This is a genomic window from Rhodococcus sp. P4_E4, assembly GCF_056401575.1.
Window position 1 is genome coordinate 305563 of the sequence record NZ_JBFUJB010000015.1, and the last position, 18410, is coordinate 323972.

Annotated in this window: 15 protein-coding genes; 11 read left to right on the plus strand and 4 right to left on the minus strand. The window is 62.5% G+C overall.

What is annotated here, in order from left to right; all coding sequences use genetic code 11:
• Positions 1 to 121: 121 nt before the first annotated feature.
• Together rpoB and AC1DVN_RS18265 are read left to right on the plus strand one after the other, a co-directional pair.
• The gene (gene rpoB / locus AC1DVN_RS18260) at positions 122 to 3628 is read left to right on the plus strand and encodes a DNA-directed RNA polymerase subunit beta (protein WP_019744305.1); all 3507 of its coding nucleotides are present in this window, start codon (positions 122 to 124) and stop codon (positions 3626 to 3628) included.
• A 117-nt stretch (positions 3629 to 3745) separates the two neighbouring features.
• Positions 3746 to 7702 (plus strand): DNA-directed RNA polymerase subunit beta', encoded by a 3957-nt coding sequence (locus AC1DVN_RS18265; protein ID WP_019744304.1) that lies wholly within the window; start codon positions 3746 to 3748, stop codon positions 7700 to 7702.
• 64 nt (positions 7703 to 7766) lie between these two features.
• Here the strand turns inward: AC1DVN_RS18265 and AC1DVN_RS18270 are convergent, their stop codons facing one another.
• Positions 7767 to 8153 carry a glyoxalase superfamily protein gene (locus AC1DVN_RS18270; RefSeq protein WP_003942070.1) on the minus strand — a complete coding sequence of 129 codons (387 nt, stop codon included), beginning with the start codon at positions 8151 to 8153 and terminating at the stop codon, positions 7767 to 7769.
• 88 nt (positions 8154 to 8241) lie between these two features.
• Between AC1DVN_RS18270 and AC1DVN_RS18275 the strand changes: the two genes are divergently transcribed.
• Positions 8242 to 9249, plus strand: coding sequence for an LLM class flavin-dependent oxidoreductase (locus AC1DVN_RS18275; protein WP_477994089.1), 1008 nt, complete (start codon positions 8242 to 8244; stop codon positions 9247 to 9249).
• Between the two features lie 13 nt (positions 9250 to 9262).
• On the opposite strand, the gene AC1DVN_RS18280 is transcribed toward AC1DVN_RS18275, so the two are convergent.
• Positions 9263 to 9760: a SixA phosphatase family protein gene (locus AC1DVN_RS18280; protein ID WP_007728426.1), complete on the minus strand. Its 498-nt coding sequence runs from the start codon at positions 9758 to 9760 to the stop codon at positions 9263 to 9265.
• Between the two features lie 73 nt (positions 9761 to 9833).
• Here AC1DVN_RS18280 and AC1DVN_RS18285 point away from each other — a divergent pair, with 73 nt between their 5' ends.
• Positions 9834 to 10034, plus strand: a complete 201-nt coding sequence (locus AC1DVN_RS18285) for a hypothetical protein (protein WP_003941897.1) — start codon at positions 9834 to 9836, stop codon at positions 10032 to 10034.
• Here the strand turns inward: AC1DVN_RS18285 and AC1DVN_RS18290 are convergent.
• Positions 10031 to 10789 (minus strand): acyl-[acyl-carrier-protein] thioesterase, encoded by a 759-nt coding sequence (locus AC1DVN_RS18290; protein WP_477994090.1) that lies wholly within the window; start codon positions 10787 to 10789, stop codon positions 10031 to 10033. The two genes, AC1DVN_RS18285 and AC1DVN_RS18290, sit on opposite strands and share 4 nt — an antisense overlap.
• A 44-nt stretch (positions 10790 to 10833) precedes the next feature.
• Positions 10834 to 11823, minus strand: a complete 990-nt coding sequence (locus AC1DVN_RS18295) for an NAD(P)-dependent alcohol dehydrogenase (protein WP_477994091.1) — start codon at positions 11821 to 11823, stop codon at positions 10834 to 10836.
• A gap of 65 nt (positions 11824 to 11888) precedes the next feature.
• Between AC1DVN_RS18295 and AC1DVN_RS18300 the strand changes: the two genes are divergently transcribed.
• The 7 genes from AC1DVN_RS18300 to AC1DVN_RS18330 all read left to right on the plus strand — a co-directional run bounded on the left by AC1DVN_RS18300 (position 11889) and on the right by AC1DVN_RS18330 (position 18388).
• Positions 11889 to 12545, plus strand: a complete 657-nt coding sequence (locus AC1DVN_RS18300; RefSeq protein WP_021334063.1) for a TetR/AcrR family transcriptional regulator — start codon at positions 11889 to 11891, stop codon at positions 12543 to 12545.
• A 79-nt stretch (positions 12546 to 12624) separates the two neighbouring features.
• On the plus strand, positions 12625 to 13590 hold the full coding sequence (locus AC1DVN_RS18305; protein ID WP_019744299.1) for an NADPH:quinone oxidoreductase family protein: 966 nt from the start codon (positions 12625 to 12627) through the stop codon (positions 13588 to 13590).
• 89 nt (positions 13591 to 13679) lie between these two features.
• On the plus strand, positions 13680 to 14150 hold the full coding sequence (locus tag AC1DVN_RS18310; protein WP_003941890.1) for a MarR family winged helix-turn-helix transcriptional regulator: 471 nt from the start codon (positions 13680 to 13682) through the stop codon (positions 14148 to 14150).
• Positions 14147 to 15679 carry a DHA2 family efflux MFS transporter permease subunit gene (locus AC1DVN_RS18315; protein ID WP_003942006.1) on the plus strand — a complete coding sequence of 511 codons (1533 nt, stop codon included), beginning with the start codon at positions 14147 to 14149 and terminating at the stop codon, positions 15677 to 15679. The genes AC1DVN_RS18310 and AC1DVN_RS18315 overlap by 4 nt, the downstream gene beginning before the upstream one ends.
• 147 nt (positions 15680 to 15826) lie before the next feature.
• Positions 15827 to 16921 (plus strand): LLM class flavin-dependent oxidoreductase, encoded by a 1095-nt coding sequence (locus AC1DVN_RS18320; protein ID WP_477994092.1) that lies wholly within the window; start codon positions 15827 to 15829, stop codon positions 16919 to 16921.
• Positions 16908 to 17381, plus strand: coding sequence for a MarR family winged helix-turn-helix transcriptional regulator (locus AC1DVN_RS18325; RefSeq protein ID WP_020906828.1), 474 nt, complete (start codon positions 16908 to 16910; stop codon positions 17379 to 17381). The genes AC1DVN_RS18320 and AC1DVN_RS18325 overlap by 14 nt, the downstream gene beginning before the upstream one ends.
• A 20-nt stretch (positions 17382 to 17401) precedes the next feature.
• Positions 17402 to 18388, plus strand: coding sequence for a pirin family protein (locus AC1DVN_RS18330; RefSeq protein ID WP_020968973.1), 987 nt, complete (start codon positions 17402 to 17404; stop codon positions 18386 to 18388).
• Positions 18389 to 18410 lie beyond the last annotated feature (22 nt).

Below are 18410 nucleotides of genomic sequence, written 5' to 3' on the forward strand. Positions count from 1 at the left end.
CTCAACCGCTGCGAAGTCAAGTACTTCTTGCTTTCTGCGACGGGTTTCGTTCGGGTTGTAACCAGCGAAATTCGAAGCAGATACAGCGGCGGTCGCAACAGCACGGAGCGGCCCGCGTGAGGTGCTGGAAGGACGCATCTTGGCAGTCTCTAGCCAGACCAAGGCAGTTTCCGGAATCCCCGGAGCCCCGAAGAGGGTTTCGTTCGCGAAAGTTCGCGAACCCCTCGAAGTTCCCGGGCTTCTTGACGTACAGACAGATTCGTTCGAGTGGCTGATCGGCGCGCAGAGTTGGCGTGAACGAGCAGCGGCACTCGGCGACAATGCAGTGTCCGGTGGTCTCGAGGACATCCTCGCGGAGCTTTCTCCGATCGAGGATTTCAACGGCACTATGTCGCTGTCCTTCTCCGACCCTCGATTCGACGAGGTCAAGGCCTCGACGGACGAGTGCAAAGACAAGGACATGACCTACGCGGCGCCGTTGTTCGTCACCGCGGAGTTCATCAACAACAACACTGGTGAGATCAAGAGCCAGACGGTCTTCATGGGAGATTTCCCGATGATGACCGACAAGGGCACCTTCATCATCAACGGCACCGAGCGTGTGGTCGTCTCGCAGCTCGTGCGTTCCCCCGGTGTGTACTTCGACATGAGCGTCGACAAGAGCACCGAGAAGGATCTGCACAGCGTCAAGGTGATCCCGGGTCGCGGCGCATGGCTCGAGTTCGACGTCGACAAGCGCGACACCGTTGGTGTCCGTATCGACCGCAAGCGTCGTCAGCCTGTCACCGTCCTGCTCAAGGCACTCGGCTGGACCACCGAGCAGATCACGGAGCGCTTCGGCTTCTCCGAGATCCTCATGGCCACGCTGGAGAAGGACAACACCGCCGGCACCGATGAGGCGTTGCTCGACATCTACCGCAAGCTGCGTCCGGGCGAGCCCCCCACCAAGGAGAGCGCGCAGACCCTGCTGGAGAACCTGTTCTTCAAGGACAAGCGCTACGACCTCGCTCGCGTGGGTCGTTACAAGATCAACAAGAAGCTCGGCCTGAACGCGGGTCAGCCGATCGTTGCATCCACGCTCACCGAAGAAGACATCGTCGCCACCGTCGAGTACCTCGTGCGTCTGCACGCAGGTGACACCTCGATGACGGCTCCTGGCGGCGTCGAGGTTCCCGTCGAGGTCGACGACATCGACCACTTCGGCAACCGTCGTCTGCGTACCGTCGGCGAGCTCATTCAGAACCAGATCCGCGTGGGCCTGTCCCGCATGGAGCGTGTGGTTCGTGAGCGTATGACCACGCAGGACGTCGAGGCAATCACGCCTCAGACGCTGATCAACATCCGTCCCGTCGTCGCTGCGATCAGGGAGTTCTTCGGAACCTCCCAGCTGTCGCAGTTCATGGACCAGAACAACCCGCTGTCGGGGCTGACGCACAAGCGTCGTCTGTCCGCCCTCGGCCCGGGTGGTCTGTCCCGTGAGCGCGCCGGCCTCGAGGTTCGCGACGTTCACCCGTCGCACTACGGCCGCATGTGCCCGATCGAGACCCCGGAAGGCCCGAACATCGGCCTGATCGGTTCGCTGTCGGTCTACGCCCGCGTCAACCCGTTCGGTTTCATCGAGACCCCGTACCGTCGCGTCGTCGACGGACAGGTGACCGACGAGGTCGACTACCTGACCGCTGACGAAGAAGACCGCCACGTAGTCGCGCAGGCCAACTCGGCCATCGACCGCGAGGGTCGCTTCACCGACTCGAAGATTCTCGTCCGCCGTAAGGGTGGCGAGGTCGAGTTCGTCGCGTCCTCCGACATCGACTACATGGACGTTTCGCCGCGTCAGATGGTGTCCGTCGCAACCGCGATGATTCCGTTCCTCGAGCACGACGATGCAAACCGTGCCCTGATGGGCGCGAACATGCAGCGTCAGGCTGTCCCGCTGGTTCGCAGCGAGGCACCTCTCGTCGGAACCGGCATGGAGCTGCGTGCAGCTGTGGATGCCGGCGACGTCATCATCACCGAGAAGACCGGTGTCGTGGAGGAGATCTCCGCGGACTACGTCACGGTGATGGCTGACGACGGAAGCCGCAAGACGTACCGGATGCGCAAGTTCGCGCGTTCCAACCAGGGCACGTGCGCCAACCAGCGTCCGATCGTGGACGAGGGACAGCGTGTCGAGGCCGGCCAGGTTCTGGCCGACGGCCCTTGCACCGAGAACGGTGAGATGGCGCTGGGCAAGAACTTGCTCGTCGCGATCATGCCGTGGGAAGGCCACAACTACGAGGACGCGATCATTCTGTCGCAGCGTCTCGTGGAAGAGGACGTCCTGACCTCGATTCACATCGAGGAGCACGAGATCGATGCCCGCGACACCAAGCTCGGTGCCGAGGAAATCACTCGCGACATCCCGAACGTCTCCGACGAGGTCCTTGCCGACCTCGACGAGCGCGGCATCATCCGTATCGGTGCCGAGGTTCGTGACGGCGACGTGCTGGTCGGAAAGGTCACGCCGAAGGGCGAGACCGAGCTGACCCCCGAAGAGCGCCTCCTTCGCGCCATCTTCGGTGAGAAGGCTCGCGAGGTTCGTGACACGTCCCTCAAGGTTCCTCACGGTGAGACCGGCAAGGTCATCGGAATCCGCGTGTTCTCACGTGACGAAGACGACGATCTGCCTCCCGGTGTCAACGAGTTGGTCCGCGTCTACGTGGCACAGAAGCGCAAGATCCAGGACGGCGACAAGCTCGCCGGCCGCCACGGTAACAAGGGCGTCATCGGCAAGATCCTGCCGCAGGAAGACATGCCGTTCCTCTCGGACGGCACGCCTGTCGACATCATCTTGAACACGCACGGTGTCCCGCGTCGTATGAACATCGGTCAGGTCTTGGAGACCCACCTCGGGTGGATCGGCAAGACCGGCTGGAACATTCAGATCGCGTCCGACGGCACTCGTCCCGACTGGGCTGCGACCCTGCCGGAAGAGATGCTGTCCGCTCCGGCCGACTCGAACATCGCCACCCCGGTGTTCGACGGTGCGAAGGAAGACGAGCTCACCGGTCTCCTCGGCGCGACGCTGCCGAACCGTGACGGCGAGCAGATGGTCGGACCCGACGGAAAGGCCACCTTGTTCGACGGCCGCTCCGGCGAGCCGTTCCCGTACCCGGTCTCGGTCGGTTACATGTACATCATCAAGCTGCACCACTTGGTCGACGACAAGATCCACGCTCGTTCGACCGGTCCGTACTCGATGATCACGCAGCAGCCTCTCGGTGGTAAGGCCCAGTTCGGTGGCCAGCGCTTCGGTGAGATGGAGTGCTGGGCGATGCAGGCCTACGGCGCGGCTTACACGCTGCAGGAACTGCTGACCATCAAGTCGGACGACGTGGTCGGTCGAGTCAAGGTGTACGAAGCCATCGTCAAGGGCGAGAACATCCCCGAACCCGGCATCCCCGAGTCGTTCAAGGTGCTCCTCAAGGAGCTCCAGTCGCTCTGCCTCAACGTGGAGGTGCTGTCCTCGGACGGCGCGGCCATCACGATGGCGGACGGCGACGACGAGGACTTGGAGCGGGCCGCAGCGAACCTGGGCATCAACCTGTCCAGGAACGAAGCTGCGACGGTCGACGACCTCGCGAACTAGGTTTCGGTCCCCGGGTTGCTCTTGAAAGAGCGGCCCGGGGGCGTAGTTCACATTTGAATTGGCAGTCAGGTTGCCGGGTGACCGGCAACCGTAACCCCAACGGGGAAAGGAAGTTACGTGCTCGACGTCAACTTCTTCGATGAACTCCGCATTGGCTTGGCCAGTGCAGAGGACATCCGCAATTGGTCCTACGGCGAGGTCAAGAAGCCGGAGACCATCAACTACCGCACGCTCAAGCCCGAGAAGGACGGCCTCTTCTGCGAGAAGATCTTCGGCCCCACCCGGGACTGGGAGTGCTACTGCGGTAAGTACAAGCGTGTCCGCTTCAAGGGCATCATCTGTGAGCGCTGTGGCGTCGAGGTCACTCGCGCCAAGGTTCGTCGTGAGCGTATGGGTCACATCGAACTGGCCGCACCGGTCACGCACATCTGGTACTTCAAGGGTGTTCCGAGCCGTCTCGGTTACCTGCTCGACCTGGCTCCGAAGGATCTCGAAAAGATCATCTACTTCGCTGCCTACGTCATCGTCGGCGTCGACGAGGAGCTCCGTCACAACGAGCTGTCCACCCTCGAAGCCGAGATGCAGGTCGAGAAGAAGACCGTCGCAGATCAGCGCGACGCCGATCTCGAGGCACGTGCGCAGAAGCTCGAAGCCGACATCGCCGAGCTCGAGGCAGAGGGCGCTAAGTCCGATGTCCGCCGCAAGGTCAAGGACGGCGGCGAGCGCGAAATGCGTCAGCTCCGTGACCGCGCGCAGCGTGAGCTGGATCGTCTCGACGAGATCTGGACCACCTTCACCAAGCTGAGCGTCAAGCAGCTCATCATCGACGAGCTCCTGTACCGCGAGCTGGTCGACCGTTACGGCGAGTACTTCACGGGTGCGATGGGCGCAGAGTCCATCCAGATCTTGATGCAGAACTTCGACCTCGACGCCGAGGCAGAGTCTCTCCGTGAGACCATCCGCAGCGGCAAGGGCCAGAAGAAGCTGCGTGCACTCAAGCGCCTCAAGGTGGTTGCGGCATTCCAGACCAACGGCAACTCGCCGATGGGCATGGTCCTCAACGCTGTTCCGGTGATCCCGCCGGAGCTTCGCCCGATGGTTCAGCTCGACGGTGGACGTTTCGCGACGTCCGACCTCAACGACCTGTACCGCCGCGTCATCAACCGCAACAACCGCCTCAAGCGACTGATCGACCTCGGTGCTCCCGAGATCATCGTCAACAACGAGAAGCGGATGCTGCAGGAGTCGGTCGACGCCCTGTTCGACAACGGTCGTCGTGGACGTCCGGTCACCGGACCGGGTAACCGCCCGCTGAAGTCCCTGAGCGATCTGCTCAAGGGCAAGCAGGGTCGTTTCCGTCAGAACCTGCTCGGTAAGCGCGTCGACTACTCGGGTCGTTCCGTGATCGTCGTCGGTCCTCAGCTCAAGCTGCACCAGTGTGGTCTGCCCAAGCTGATGGCTCTCGAGCTGTTCAAGCCGTTCGTGATGAAGCGTCTGGTCGATCTCAACCACGCGCAGAACATCAAGTCGGCCAAGCGCATGGTCGAGCGCAAGCGCGTCCAGGTGTGGGACGTCCTCGAAGAGGTCATCGCCGAGCACCCCGTGCTGCTCAACCGTGCACCTACGCTGCACCGTCTGGGTATCCAGGCATTCGAGCCGCAGCTCGTCGAGGGCAAGGCCATTCAGCTCCACCCGCTGGTGTGTGAGGCCTTCAACGCCGACTTCGACGGTGACCAGATGGCTGTTCACCTCCCGCTGTCGGCAGAGGCTCAGGCCGAGGCCCGCATCCTGATGCTGTCCTCGAACAACATCCTCTCGCCTGCTTCGGGTCGCCCGCTCGCCATGCCGCGTCTGGACATGGTCACGGGTCTGTTCCACCTGACCCGTCTCGACGAGGGTGTCACCGGTGAGCTCGTTGCTCCGACCAACGACGAGGCAGAGCAGGGCGTGTACTCCTCGCCCGCCGAGGCTCAGATGGCAGTCGACCGCGGCGCGCTCTCGGTTCAGGCTCAGATCAAGGTGCGTCTGACGCAGCAGCGTCCGCCGCGCGACCTCGAGAACGAACTGTTCCCCGAGGGCTGGAAATACGGTGACGGCTGGACCGCCACCACGACACTCGGCCGTGTGCTCTTCAACGAGCTGCTTCCGGCGGACTACCCGTTCGTCAACGAGCAGATGCCGAAGAAGCGCCAGGCGACGATCATCAACGATCTCGCCGAGCGGTACCCGATGATCGTGGTTGCTCAGACCGTCGACAAGCTCAAGGACGTCGGGTTCTACTGGGCCACCCGTTCGGGTGTCACGGTCTCGATTTCCGACGTGCTCGTGCCGCCGGAGAAGCCTGCCATCATCGAGGACTTCGAGGCTCAGGCCGACAAGATCGAGAAGCAGTACCAGCGTGGTGCTCTGGACAAGAAGGAGCGCAACAGCGCTCTGGTCACCATTTGGCAGGAAGCGACCGACAAGGTCGGCAAGGCCATGGAGGCTCACTTCCCCGACAGCAACCCGATCCCGATGATCGTGAAGTCCGGCGCAGCCGGCAACATGACTCAGGTTCGCTCGCTCGCCGGTATGAAGGGTCTGGTGACAAACCCGAAGGGTGAGTTCATCCCGCGTCCGATCAAGTCTTCCTTCAAGGAAGGCCTGACCGTTCTCGAGTACTTCATCAACACGCACGGTGCTCGTAAGGGTCTGGCCGATACCGCACTCCGCACCGCCGACTCGGGTTACCTGACCCGTCGTCTGGTGGACGTTTCGCAGGACGTCATCGTCCGCGAGGTCGACTGTGGAACAGAGCGCGGCATCGTCACCACGATCGCCGAGAAGCAGGCCGACGGCACGATGATCCGCGATGCTCACGTGGAGACCAGCACGTACGCCCGTACCTTGGCGGCCGATGCAGTCGACGCGAACGGCACCGTCATCGTCGAGCGTGGCCACGATCTCGGTGACCCCGCGATCGATGCTCTGCTCGAAGCCGGCATCACGACGGTCAAGGTCCGCTCGGTCCTGACCTGCACCACCGGCACCGGCGTTTGCGCCACTTGCTACGGCCGTTCGATGGCCACCGGCAAGCTGGTCGACATCGGTGAGGCTGTCGGTATCGTCGCCGCACAGTCGATCGGTGAGCCCGGTACCCAGCTGACCATGCGTACCTTCCACCAGGGTGGTGTCGCAGGAGATGACATCACCGGCGGTCTGCCGCGTGTCCAGGAGCTGTTCGAGGCACGTGTGCCCAAGGGCAAGGCTCCTATCGCGGACGTCACCGGTCGGGTACAGCTCGAAGACGGCGATCGTTTCTACAAGATCACCATCGTTCCGGACGACGGCGGCGAAGAGGTTGTCTACGACAAGCTCAGCAAGCGTCAGCGTCTGCGCGTCTTCAAGCATGCCGATGGTCGCGAAAGCCTCTTGGCTGACGGTGACCACGTCGAGGTCGGACAGCAGCTCATGGAAGGTGCTGCCGATCCCCACGAGGTCCTGCGAGTCATGGGTCCGCGTCAGGTTCAGATCCACTTGGTCAACGAGGTCCAGGAGGTGTACCGGAGCCAGGGTGTGTCGATCCACGACAAGCACATCGAGGTCATCGTGCGCCAGATGCTTCGTCGCGTGACGATCATCGATTCCGGTGCCACCGAGTTCCTGCCCGGTTCGCTCACCGAGCGCGCCGAGTTCGAGTCGGCAAACCGCCGCGTTGTCGCCGAGGGTGGCGAGCCCGCAGCCGGCCGTCCGGTGCTCATGGGTATCACGAAGGCGTCGCTCGCGACGGATTCGTGGCTGTCCGCGGCATCGTTCCAGGAGACCACTCGTGTCTTGACCGACGCGGCTATCAACTGCCGCTCGGACAAGCTGATCGGTCTGAAGGAAAATGTCATCATCGGTAAGCTGATCCCTGCCGGTACCGGTATCAACCGTTACCGCAACATCCAGGTTCAGCCCACCGAAGAGGCACGCGCCGCTGCTTACGCAGTGCCGTCGTACGACGACCAGTACTACAGCCCGGACGGCTTCGGCCAGAACACCGGTGCTGCAGTTCCGCTGGACGACTACGGCTTCAGCAACGACTACCGCTAAGCGTTAGTTCGTAGAAAATCCCCCCACCTCGAAAGAGGTGGGGGGATTTTTCATGTCGCTCGTTTCAGGAGTTGCTGCCGCTGAGGTCCGGGATGACGATCTCCTGGACAGCCCACTTGTTGCCGTCGGGGTCGGCGAAGTAGATGAACCGCCCCCAGGCCTGGTCGTCGATCGGGCTGATGTCGATGCCGCGGCTCTTGAACTCGCGCTCAGCCTCTTCGATGTCCTTGACCACTACCTGCATGCCGACGACGGAACCGGGCTCGGCGTCGGTGATTCCCTTGCCGATGCAGATCGAGCAGGCCGAACCGGGTGGGGTCAGCTGGACGAAGCGCAGGTCCTCGCTGACCGTGTGATCGTGGTCGGCGTTGAAGCCGAGGCGGACGTAGAAGTCCTTGGCGCGGTCGATGTCGGTGACGGGAATGGCGACCAGTTCGAGCTTGATGTCCATGACGTGCCCTTCATGTGATGGTGGATTCCGGCGACAGGTCCAGTGTTGCGGGTATTGCGGTCAGAAACGGTCCTCATTAGGCGCCCGGATGAAACTTTCCGAATTCCTTGTTGCTCCGAGAGTGCTTCTCTCACTTCTCGACCGATCCCGAACCAGGAGCGGATACCCCGACTCCGCAGCTCTGACGCATTCCGTCGAACGCGCCGCGCACGCCGACGCTCTCGGCTACCACCGGTTCTGGGTGGCCGAGCATCACGCGGTGCCCGGGATCGGGAGCGGGTCGCCGGCAGTACTGCTTGCCGCGATCGGCGCGCATACGCGCGATATCAGACTCGGGAGCGGTGGGGTCATGCTGCCGAATCACCAACCGCTGATCGTCGCCGAGCAGTTCTTGATGCTGGAGGCTCTGTACCCGGGGCGAATCGATCTCGGCCTCGGCCGATCGCTGGGATTCACGGAGCCTGTTCGTCAGGCACTACGACGCAGCAAGGATGTTCCGGACACGTTTGCGTCAGATCTCGATGAGGTGAGGCGCTATCTGGACGGATCCGCGGCAGTGACGGCACGGCCGGCGTCGGAGACCGGGGTGCCGATCTTCGTACTCGCGACGCGTACAGGTTTGAAAGTGGCAGCGCAACTGGGGCTTCCGGTGGTCGTGGGTGGGCCGATACTCGGAATCGGGAGCACCGACCGGGTGGATGCATTGGACGAGTACCGCCGAGCTTTCCGGGCCACCGACGCTCATCCCGAACCCTATGTGGTGGTTTCTCTCGAAGTGGCGGTTGCCGATACCACCGACGCGGCGCGTGAGTTGCTGATCCCGGAGGCATACGCGCTCGCAGAATCGTCACGGACGGGGGAGTTTCCGCCGCTCGCGTCGCTGGACGGGATCAGGCGCGCCCCGCGCAGTGATCGAAATGCCAGGCGTATCGAGTCGTTCATGGCGTCGGCGCTGCACGGCACACCTGTCGAGGTGAAACAACAGCTTCACGATCTCGCCGAGCGGACCGGTGCCGACGAAGTGCTGGCGTCGACGTCGACGTACGACCGTGACGCGCTTGCACTTTCGGACCGACTGCTACGTGAGGTGCTTTAGCGGTGTGGTCGATCTAACGAGGCACGTGAAACTCGAGCAGAGTGGCGACGGAGTCGTCGAGTTCGGTCCACGGCACCGGTACGGAGAGGACGGCGATCGCCGAAGTCGGGAACTTGTCGCGGATACGTTGGGCTGCTTCGGAGTTTTCGTTCGATGCGAGATCGAGTGCAGTCCAGGGAATTCCGGGTTCGTGTCCGACGATCAGGAGCGTCTTGACGTGGTCGGACGTGGTTCGCGCAGCTGCAATGACGTCTGCGGGTGAGCCGCCGTAGATGGACTTCTCGAATCCGGCGGGAGCTTCGATTCCCGTCGAGGCAAGGGTTTCGACGGTGCGCCGGGAGGTGGAGCACAGAACGGCGTCTACGGGCGGGACGTTTTCGCGGATCCATTCGCCGCCGATGCGGGCCTCGCGCAGGCCCCGTTCGGCGAGCGGACGCTCGTGATCACGGATGCCCTCGGGGTAGCTGGACTTGCCGTGTCGCATGAGGACGAGGGTGCGGTGGTCGGCCATGCGTTCACGGTATCCGCTTTGTGCCCGTCAGTCCGGTTACTCTGGATGGTCAGGACCTTGAAGGAGGTTTTCGATGGCCGGTAAGAAGCTCGATCGAACTAATGCCCGAACTGCACTCGAGGTGGTACGCGAAAGCCCCACCATCGCTTTCATCACCGTTGCCCCGGCAGTCGTCGTGTTCGGCGTGGTGTGGTGGCTCTTCGGTTTCTGGGCCGCGATTCTTCTTGCGTTGGTGTTCGGTGTCGCGGCTGTCGCGACCCAGAAACTGCGTTAGAGGGCGCTCACCTGCGCAACTGCGCGGAGCGCTTCGCCGACCAGGAACCAGACCGTGACGGTCTTGTCGTCGACGCGGCTGCGCAGGACGACGTCGTCGCTGGAGACGATGGGGGAGAGGTACTCGATCAGTGCTCGATGCGGAACTGTACGCAGTTCGGTGCGCGCGCTGAGGACCTCTTCGACTGCCTGCCAGTAGACGGCGTTGTTGACGTGGTCGAACGGGTCGATATCCGTGGCGCGCAGAGCGAACGGCGTGTCCAGAACACCCGCGTCGTCTGCCTCCGGTGCGTTCTCGGCGAGGACACGCTTCCACTTCAGGCGATGCTCGTCGGTGGATTCTTCCAACGGCCGCATGAAGTCGTCGCTCATCCTGGTGGGCATGCCTGACTCGGCGCTGATGTTGATCCAGAAGCCTTCGGTTTCCATCAGTGCGCCGTTGCTGCCGTCGAAGCGCACGCGCATGTTCGCCCATCTCGTGGAGAAGCCGGAGCACCAGCGAGTCATCGTCAACTCTTCCGGCCAGATCGCCGGGCGTACGACATCGACGACCGAACGACGCACTATCCAGAGCGGATGAGTGTCGATGGCGCCGGCGGCTTCGATGTTGTCGTTGCCGATGTCCTGCAGATAACGGGCGACGGCGTCGAGCCTGACCTGCTTGGCGACGTCGATGTCGCCGGTGCGGACCGGGCGGGACTTGACGAAGATCGGTCCTCTGTCTGGCTGCGGCGCGAGCGTGAGATCTGGGTTCACGTGAGATTCCTGTTCGCTGGAGTGAGCCGATTCTGTCAGGCTTTTCAGCGAGTGGCGATTATCTGCTTTCCGCAGCCGGAACCGTCGACCATTCGTGCCACGGCGACGGCGGTGTCGGCAAGGGGATGAACGGAGTCGATCACCGGGGTGATGACACGTGCGTCGATCATTGCCGTCAGCACCTCCAGATCCTCGGCGTTCTCCGAAGCCATCAAAGACCCGAGCTTCTGAGATACGAACGGAGACAGCCACAGTGCGCGGATTTGGCGATCGATTCCGCCGAGCCACCGTCCGCCGTTCTCGCCGCCCACGATCACGAGCCTTCCGGTGCGTGTGAGCGCCCGTCGAAGATCTCGCAGTCGGCGGTTGCCGCCGGTGTCGATGATGACGTCGTACCGATGCGATCCGTCGGTGGCGTCTTCGACGCGGTAGTCGAGAACCTCGTCGGCACCGAGGGAGCGGACGGTATCGGTTTTCGAGGTGCTGCATACGCCGGTGACGAGCGCGCCCATGGCTTTCGCCACCTGCACCGCGTAGATCCCGACGCCACCGGATGCACCGAGAACGAGGACGGATTGCCCGGCCTGCACGCGGCCGTGGTCGCGCACGGCTTGCAGCGCTGTGAGGCCGGAGACCGGCACCGCTGCTGCTTGTGCGAACGACAACCGGGCAGGTTTTGCGGCAATCTTCGTCTCGAGTGCGCACGCGTACTCCGCAAACGAACCGACCGCGATCCCGTATACCTCCTGGCCGACTGCCACGCGGGTCACCGAACTGCCGACGGCCTCGACTCGGCCGGACACGTCCAGTCCGCGGACCCGGTTCTCAGGTCTGCGCAGTCCAAATCCCGCGAGGCGCAACGGATATGGCAGTCCGGCCATGAGATGCCATGCCCCGCGGTCGACGGACGCGGCCTCGACGCGAATCAGCACTTCGTTGTCGGCGACAGTGGGGCGCGGAATGTGGTCGAGGTAGAGAACGTCGGCTTCGCCGTAGCGATCCTGTACGACGGCGGTCATCAGTTCCTGCGGCATGCGAGTCTCCGTTCGTCGAATGCTTACGCCGTAAGTATTGCACTTACGGTGTAAGTTCTGTCAATGTGGAGAAGCGCACACGATTGACCCGAGATGACGTTGTACGCGCTGCCGTGGCGCTTGCAGATTCCGTCGGAATCGATTCGATGACCATGCGGAAGCTGGGGACCGAACTGGGCGTCGAGGCGATGTCTCTGTACAACCATGTTTCGGACAAGGGGGATCTGCTCGACGGAATGGTCGACGCGGTCTTTGCGGAGATCGATCTTCCGACGCCGGGACTGCCGTGGCGAACGGAAGTTCACGCGCGAGCGGTATCGACTCGGGAGGTGCTGGGGAGGCACCCGTGGGCAACTCCGTTGATGGAGTCCCGAACGACGCCTGGCCCCGCGACCCTGCGCCACCACGACGCCGTCATCGGAACACTACGCGCTGCCGACTTTCCGGTCGCCCTTGCTGCGCATGCCTTTTCGATCATGGATGCGTACATCTACGGCTTCGTGCTGCAAGAGGTGAGCTTGCCGTTCGAAACAGCGCAGGAAACGACGGAACTGGCGAAGGCGATCATGGGCTCGTTCGAGAGCGGTCAGTATCCGCACCTGGCCGAGCTGACCACCGAGCACGTCCTAGCTCCGGGATACAGCTACGCCGCCGAATTCGCTTTCGGTCTTGATCTGATTCTCGACGGACTCGAACGTCTGCACATCGGGAGCGAACGATGATCTGACGTGAGTACCGGGTTAAAGTCGAGAAAACCGGGTTACCGGTCCAGACTTCAGATGTCCCGAAGAGGAGCTTTCTGTGCGCGCCATGGTGGTTACGGAACTGTCCGGTCCCGAAGGAATTGTCGCGCAGGAGGTTCCCGAGCCCGCAGCCGAAGGTCTTGTTCTCATCGATGTGAAGGCCAGTGGCGTCTGCTTTCCGGACCTACTCATCACCTACGGCAAGTATCAGATCCGCCCGGAACCGCCGTTCATTCCCGGCGCGGAGATCTCGGGCGTCGTGGTCTCCGCGCCGGAAGGGTCGGGTTTCGCTCCGGGCGATCGTGTTCTCGCGGCCGCGTATCTGGGCGGCTATGCAGAGCGGATTGCCGTCAACCCGGCGCAGGTACTCCGAATTCCGGACGGACTCGCCTTCGACGAGGCGGCCTCTCTGATCATCAACTATCAGACGATGGAGTTCGCGCTGGCTCGTCGCGCGAAGATCGTCGCGGGGGAGACGGTCGTCGTGCTCGGCGCTGCGGGCGGAGTCGGAACGGCAACCATCCAGCTGGCCAAGGCACACGGGGCTCGGGTGATTGCCGTAGTGCGACGCGAAGGCGTCGAGGACTTCTTGCGTGAGCTCGGTGCCGACGAGGTTGTCGCGCTGGCTCCGGGATGGGGAGAGCGGATTCGGGAACTGACCGACGGCGTCGGCGCTCAGATCGTGGTAGATCCGGTAGGCGGGGATGCGTTCGACGACGCGGTCCGGGTTCTGGCGCCGGAGGGGCGTCTTGTGGTTATCGGTTTTGCCGGCGGCGGCATTCCTCAGGTCAAGGTGAACCGGGTGCTGTTCCGCAACATCAGCATTGTCGGCGCGGCGTGGGGCGAGTTCACGCGCACCAATCCCGAAGCGGTAGCCGAGGTGCATGCATCGCTGGTAGAACACGTCCGGAACGGCTTGCGTCCGCTGGTCAAGGCACGGTATCCGCTTGCCGACGCAGCAGTTGCCCTGGCTGATCTCGAAAGCGGCAAAGTTCTCGGAAAGGCCATCTTGCTGCAGGAATGATTCTTCGCAACGTGATGGTGCTCACCAAATAATAAGTTGCAACATGTTTTCATTTGGGCAATAGTTGCAACCGCACTACCATTTGCCAGGTGATCGCTTCCGATTCTGATGACCTGTATGGAGCACTCGACGAGTTGTTCACTCGCCTGATGAGCGCCGGTGATTCGGAGTCGATCGATGCGTTGATCGAACTGGATCTCTCGTTCTCTCAGGTGCGTGTGCTGTTCGTACTTGCACAACGTGATGCGGCGATCCCGATCAACGAGGTTGCCGACGAGCTTCGGCTCTCGGTGGCAGCTACGGGGCGGAACATCGATCAGCTCGTGAACATGGGTCTGGTCGATCGCCGTGAAGACGAGCGGGACCGACGCGTCAAGCGGGTTTCCTTGTCGGAGGCCGGTCGTAAGGTGACGACCAACCACATCGAGTGCAAGCGCGGCCAGCTTCGCGAATTCGCGTCGCGTGTTCCTGAGCCAGAGCGGATTCGTTTGTTCGAGGCTCTCAAGCCCATTCTCGCGGGTGACTATCTGCGAGCACTTAACCAGGAGACTTCGCGATGACATCGCCGAACGCGCCGGCACCGGCGTCCGACAAACTTGACGGGGCGGTCCTCAAGATCGCTTCCGTGGTGGTGCTCGGCGCCATCATGTCGATTCTCGACGTAACCGTGGTGAGCGTCGCGCTCACCACTTTTGCCGAGGACTTCGAAACTTCGTACGCCACCGTCGCGTGGACGATGACGGCCTACACGCTCGCCTTGGCGACGGTCATTCCGGTTACCGGTTGGGCTGCCGACCGTTTCGGCACCAAGCGCCTGTACATGACGGCCCTGGTGCTGTTCGTGCTCGGTTCGGTCGCTTGTGCGATGGCGTGGGACATCACCTCGCTCATCGGCTTCCGCGTGCTCCAGGGTCTCGGCGGCGGCATGTTGATGCCGCTCGGTATGACGATCATGACCCGGGCCGCCGGTCCGGACCGTGTCGGTCGTGTCATGGCAGTTCTCGGTATCCCGATGCTGCTCGGTCCCATCGGCGGCCCGATTCTCGGTGGTTGGCTGATCGAGGCCGCGAGCTGGCACTGGATCTTCCTGATCAACTTGCCGATCGGCATCATCGCTCTGGCTGCTGCGTTCATCATTCTGCCGTCCGACAAGGCGAAGCCTTCGGAGTCCTTCGACTTCCTCGGCATGATCCTGCTGTCGCCCGGCCTGGCGCTGTTCCTGTTCGGTGTGTCGTCCATCCCTGAGGTGGGAACCGTCGCGTCCGCTCGGGTTCTGGTGTCGGCCGGTATCGGTCTGGCACTGATCATCGCCTTCGTGTTCCACGCGCTCAACAAGGATCACCCGCTGATCGACCTGCACCTATTCAAGAACCGTCAGTTGACCACCGCCGTCATCACGACGTCGCTGTTCATCGTCGCGTTCATGGGCGCCGGGTTGCTGTTCCCGAGCTACTTCATTCAGGTCGGCGGGCACACCACGCTCGCGGCCGGATTGTTGATGGCTCCACAGGGTCTGGGCGCTATGGTCACCATGCCGATCGCTGGTCGACTGGTCGACAAGATCGGCCCGGGCAAGATCGTCCTGACCGGTTTGCCGCTGATTCTCATCGGTTTGGGTGTGTTCACACAGGTTGCCTCGGATTCCCCGACGTGGCTGCTGATGGGCGCCTTGTTCGTCATGGGCCTCGGTATGGGTTGCACCATGATGCCGCTGATGACCGCAGCTATCGTGACGCTCTCCAACGAGCAGATCGCTCGCGGCTCCACTCTGATGAACATCGTTCAGCAGACCGCAGGTTCGATCGGTACCGCCGTGATGTCGGTGGTCTTGACCAACCAGCTTCTCGATCGTGGCCTCGATACGACGATGGTCGGTGCGGCGTCGCACATTCCGACCGAGCCGGGAAGTCCGCAGGAGTCTGCTGCGAATTCGATTCTCAGTGCGGCGTCGGACGCTTTCGGCAACACCTTCCTCGTTGCCACTGTGCTGATCGTCCTGACCCTCATCCCGGCGTTCTTCCTGCCGCGGAGCAAGACCACCAGGCCGGTGGCCGAGGGCGAGACGGCAACGCCGATCGTTATGCACTGACCGCTTTTCGGTAGATCGTTCGTCCAGATGAGGGCGGCACACATCTTGTGTGCCGCCCTCATCTTTTTGCCGTGGAATACAGCTGGATGGTTGAATGTTTGATCAGTTACATGCAAACGCATGGATCTAGTTCGCGGAGGAGCAACCATGCAGTTCGGAATCTTCACGGTCGGTGACGTCACCACTGATCCCACGACGGGTAAGACCCCGACAGAGCACGAGCGCATCAAGGCCATGACGACCATCGCCAAGCACGCCGAGGAAGTCGGTCTCGACGTCTTCGCGACCGGCGAGCACCACAACAAGCCGTTCGTGCCGTCATCTCCGACCACGATGCTCGGATACATCGCGGCCCAGACCGAGAAGATCACGCTCTCCACGTCCACGACGCTGATCACCACCAACGACCCGGTGAAGATCGCCGAGGACTACGCGATGCTTCAACACCTCGCTGAGGGGCGTGTCGATCTGATGATGGGACGCGGAAACACCGCGCCGGTGTACCCGTGGTTCGGCAAGGACATTCGCGCCGGTATCCCGTTGGCGCTCGAGAACTATCAACTTCTTCGCCGGCTCTGGGACGAGGAGGTCGTGAACTGGCAAGGGGAGTACCGCACACCGCTGCAGGGATTCACGTCCACCCCGCGCCCGCTGGACGGCGTCGCGCCGTTCGTGTGGCACGGTTCGATCCGCAGCCCCGAGATCGCGGAGATCGCGGCGTATCACGGCGACGGATTCTTCGCGAACAACATCTTCTGGCCGAAAGAGCACTACATCGAGCTGATCAATCTCTACCGCCAGCGTTACGAGCATTACGGCCACGGCTCCGCGGATCAGGCGATTGTCGGTCTCGGTGGTCAGGTCTTCATGCGCAAGAACAGTCAGGACGCGGTCAAGGAATTCCGTCCGTATTTCGACAATGCTCCGGTGTACGGCCACGGGCCCTCACTCGAAGAGTTCACCGAACAGACGCCGCTGACCGTCGGTTCCCCTGAGCAGGCCATCGAAAAGACGTTGGCGTTTGCCGATTTCTTCGGTGACTACCAGCGCCAGCTGTTCCTGATGGATCACGCCGGGCTGCCGCTCAAGACGGTGCTCGAGCAGCTCGATCTGCTCGGTGAGGAAGTTGTTCCGGTTCTGCGCCGTGAGTTCGCGGCCAGGCGGCCCGCACATGTGCCGGACAACCCGCCCACTCACGCGTCGATGAAGGCGGCTCGTGAGGCAAGCAGTGTCACTGCCTGACGAGCAACCGCCTGAGGTTCCGGTCAGCACCACCGAACTCGCCACCGACGCCTGGGAAGCCTTGTTTCGCGCCCAGGTGTCGGTACTGCGGCGGCTCTCTGCCGACGACGTCTGGGATCAGGTGTCGATGCGCGAGTACGACGTGCTGTTCACATTGAGCCTCACACCGAGTAGTTCACTTCGCCTGCATGATCTGAATCGCGAGATCCTGTTGAGCCAGCCGTCGCTCAGCCGCCTGGTAGAACGGTTGGAGGGCGAAGGTCTGGTATCGAGAAGTGTTGATCCACAGGATCGCCGCGGAACGATCGTGCAGCTCACCGAAGCGGGTGCAGCGCTGCAGAAATCAGTGGGTCGCCGTCATGCGGCGAGCATTCGTCGCCACGTCGGACCGGCCCTGGACGCGGATGAACTTCGAATGTTGGCCGAATTGTGCACGCGTCTGCGTCTCGCGCAGTCATGACTAGAGGCAGGATGGACGATATGAGCAACCTCGAAGCGCAGCCCGTCGAGCAGGAATGCGAAGGCCATCCGGTGGAGAGCGAGATTCAGATTCTCACCCCGCGCGACGTACCGCTCGGTGGCCCGCGGGCGATGCGAGTGCGTCGCACCCTTCCGCAACGCGAGCGTTCGCTGATCGGGGCATGGTGTTTTGCCGATCATTACGGTCCGGATGACGTCGGCTCAGGACCGGGCATGCATGTGCCGCCGCATCCGCATACCGGATTGCAAACGGTGAGTTGGCTGTTCACCGGAGAGATCGAGCACCGTGACAGCATCGGTTCCCATGCGATGGTGCGGCCGGGTGAACTGAATTTGATGACGGCCGGGAGTGGGATCGCGCACTCCGAGGTGTCGACGCCGAATACGAAGGTTCTGCACGGGATGCAGTTGTGGGTGGCGCTGCCGGATGCGGCGCGCGATACCGCACCCGCGTTCGTTCACTATCGACCGGAGCCGGTGACCACCGATGGTGTCACGCTCAGTGTGTTCCTCGGCTCGCTCGCCGGTGAAACGTCTCCGGTGTCTACCTTCACCGAATTACTCGGTGCCGAGGTGATTCTCGATCCTGGGGCCGAGATCGCCCTCGATGTCGATCGTTCACATGAGCACGGCGTGATCGTCGATCAAGGATCGGTTGTTCTGCGTGGTACCACCGTCGGCTGGGCCGAGTTGGGTTATCAAGCACCAGGTTTCGGAAAACTGACTTTGCGCAATCCGGGATCCGAACCGGCTCGACTGCTACTGCTCGGCGGGAAACCGTTGGGCGAGCAGGTCATCATGTGGTGGAACTTCATGGGTCGTACCCACGAAGAGATCGTCGAGTATCGACGCAAGTGGCAGGCCGAGCTGGCCTCCGGATTCGACGGCAGCGTCCCGGACCAGCGTTTCGGCGTCGTGCCGGGATACGACGGCCCGGCGCTCCCGGCACCCGAGTTGCCGAACAGTACGTTGCGGCCCCGAGGCTAGTCGCTGCTGTTGCTGCTGCCAG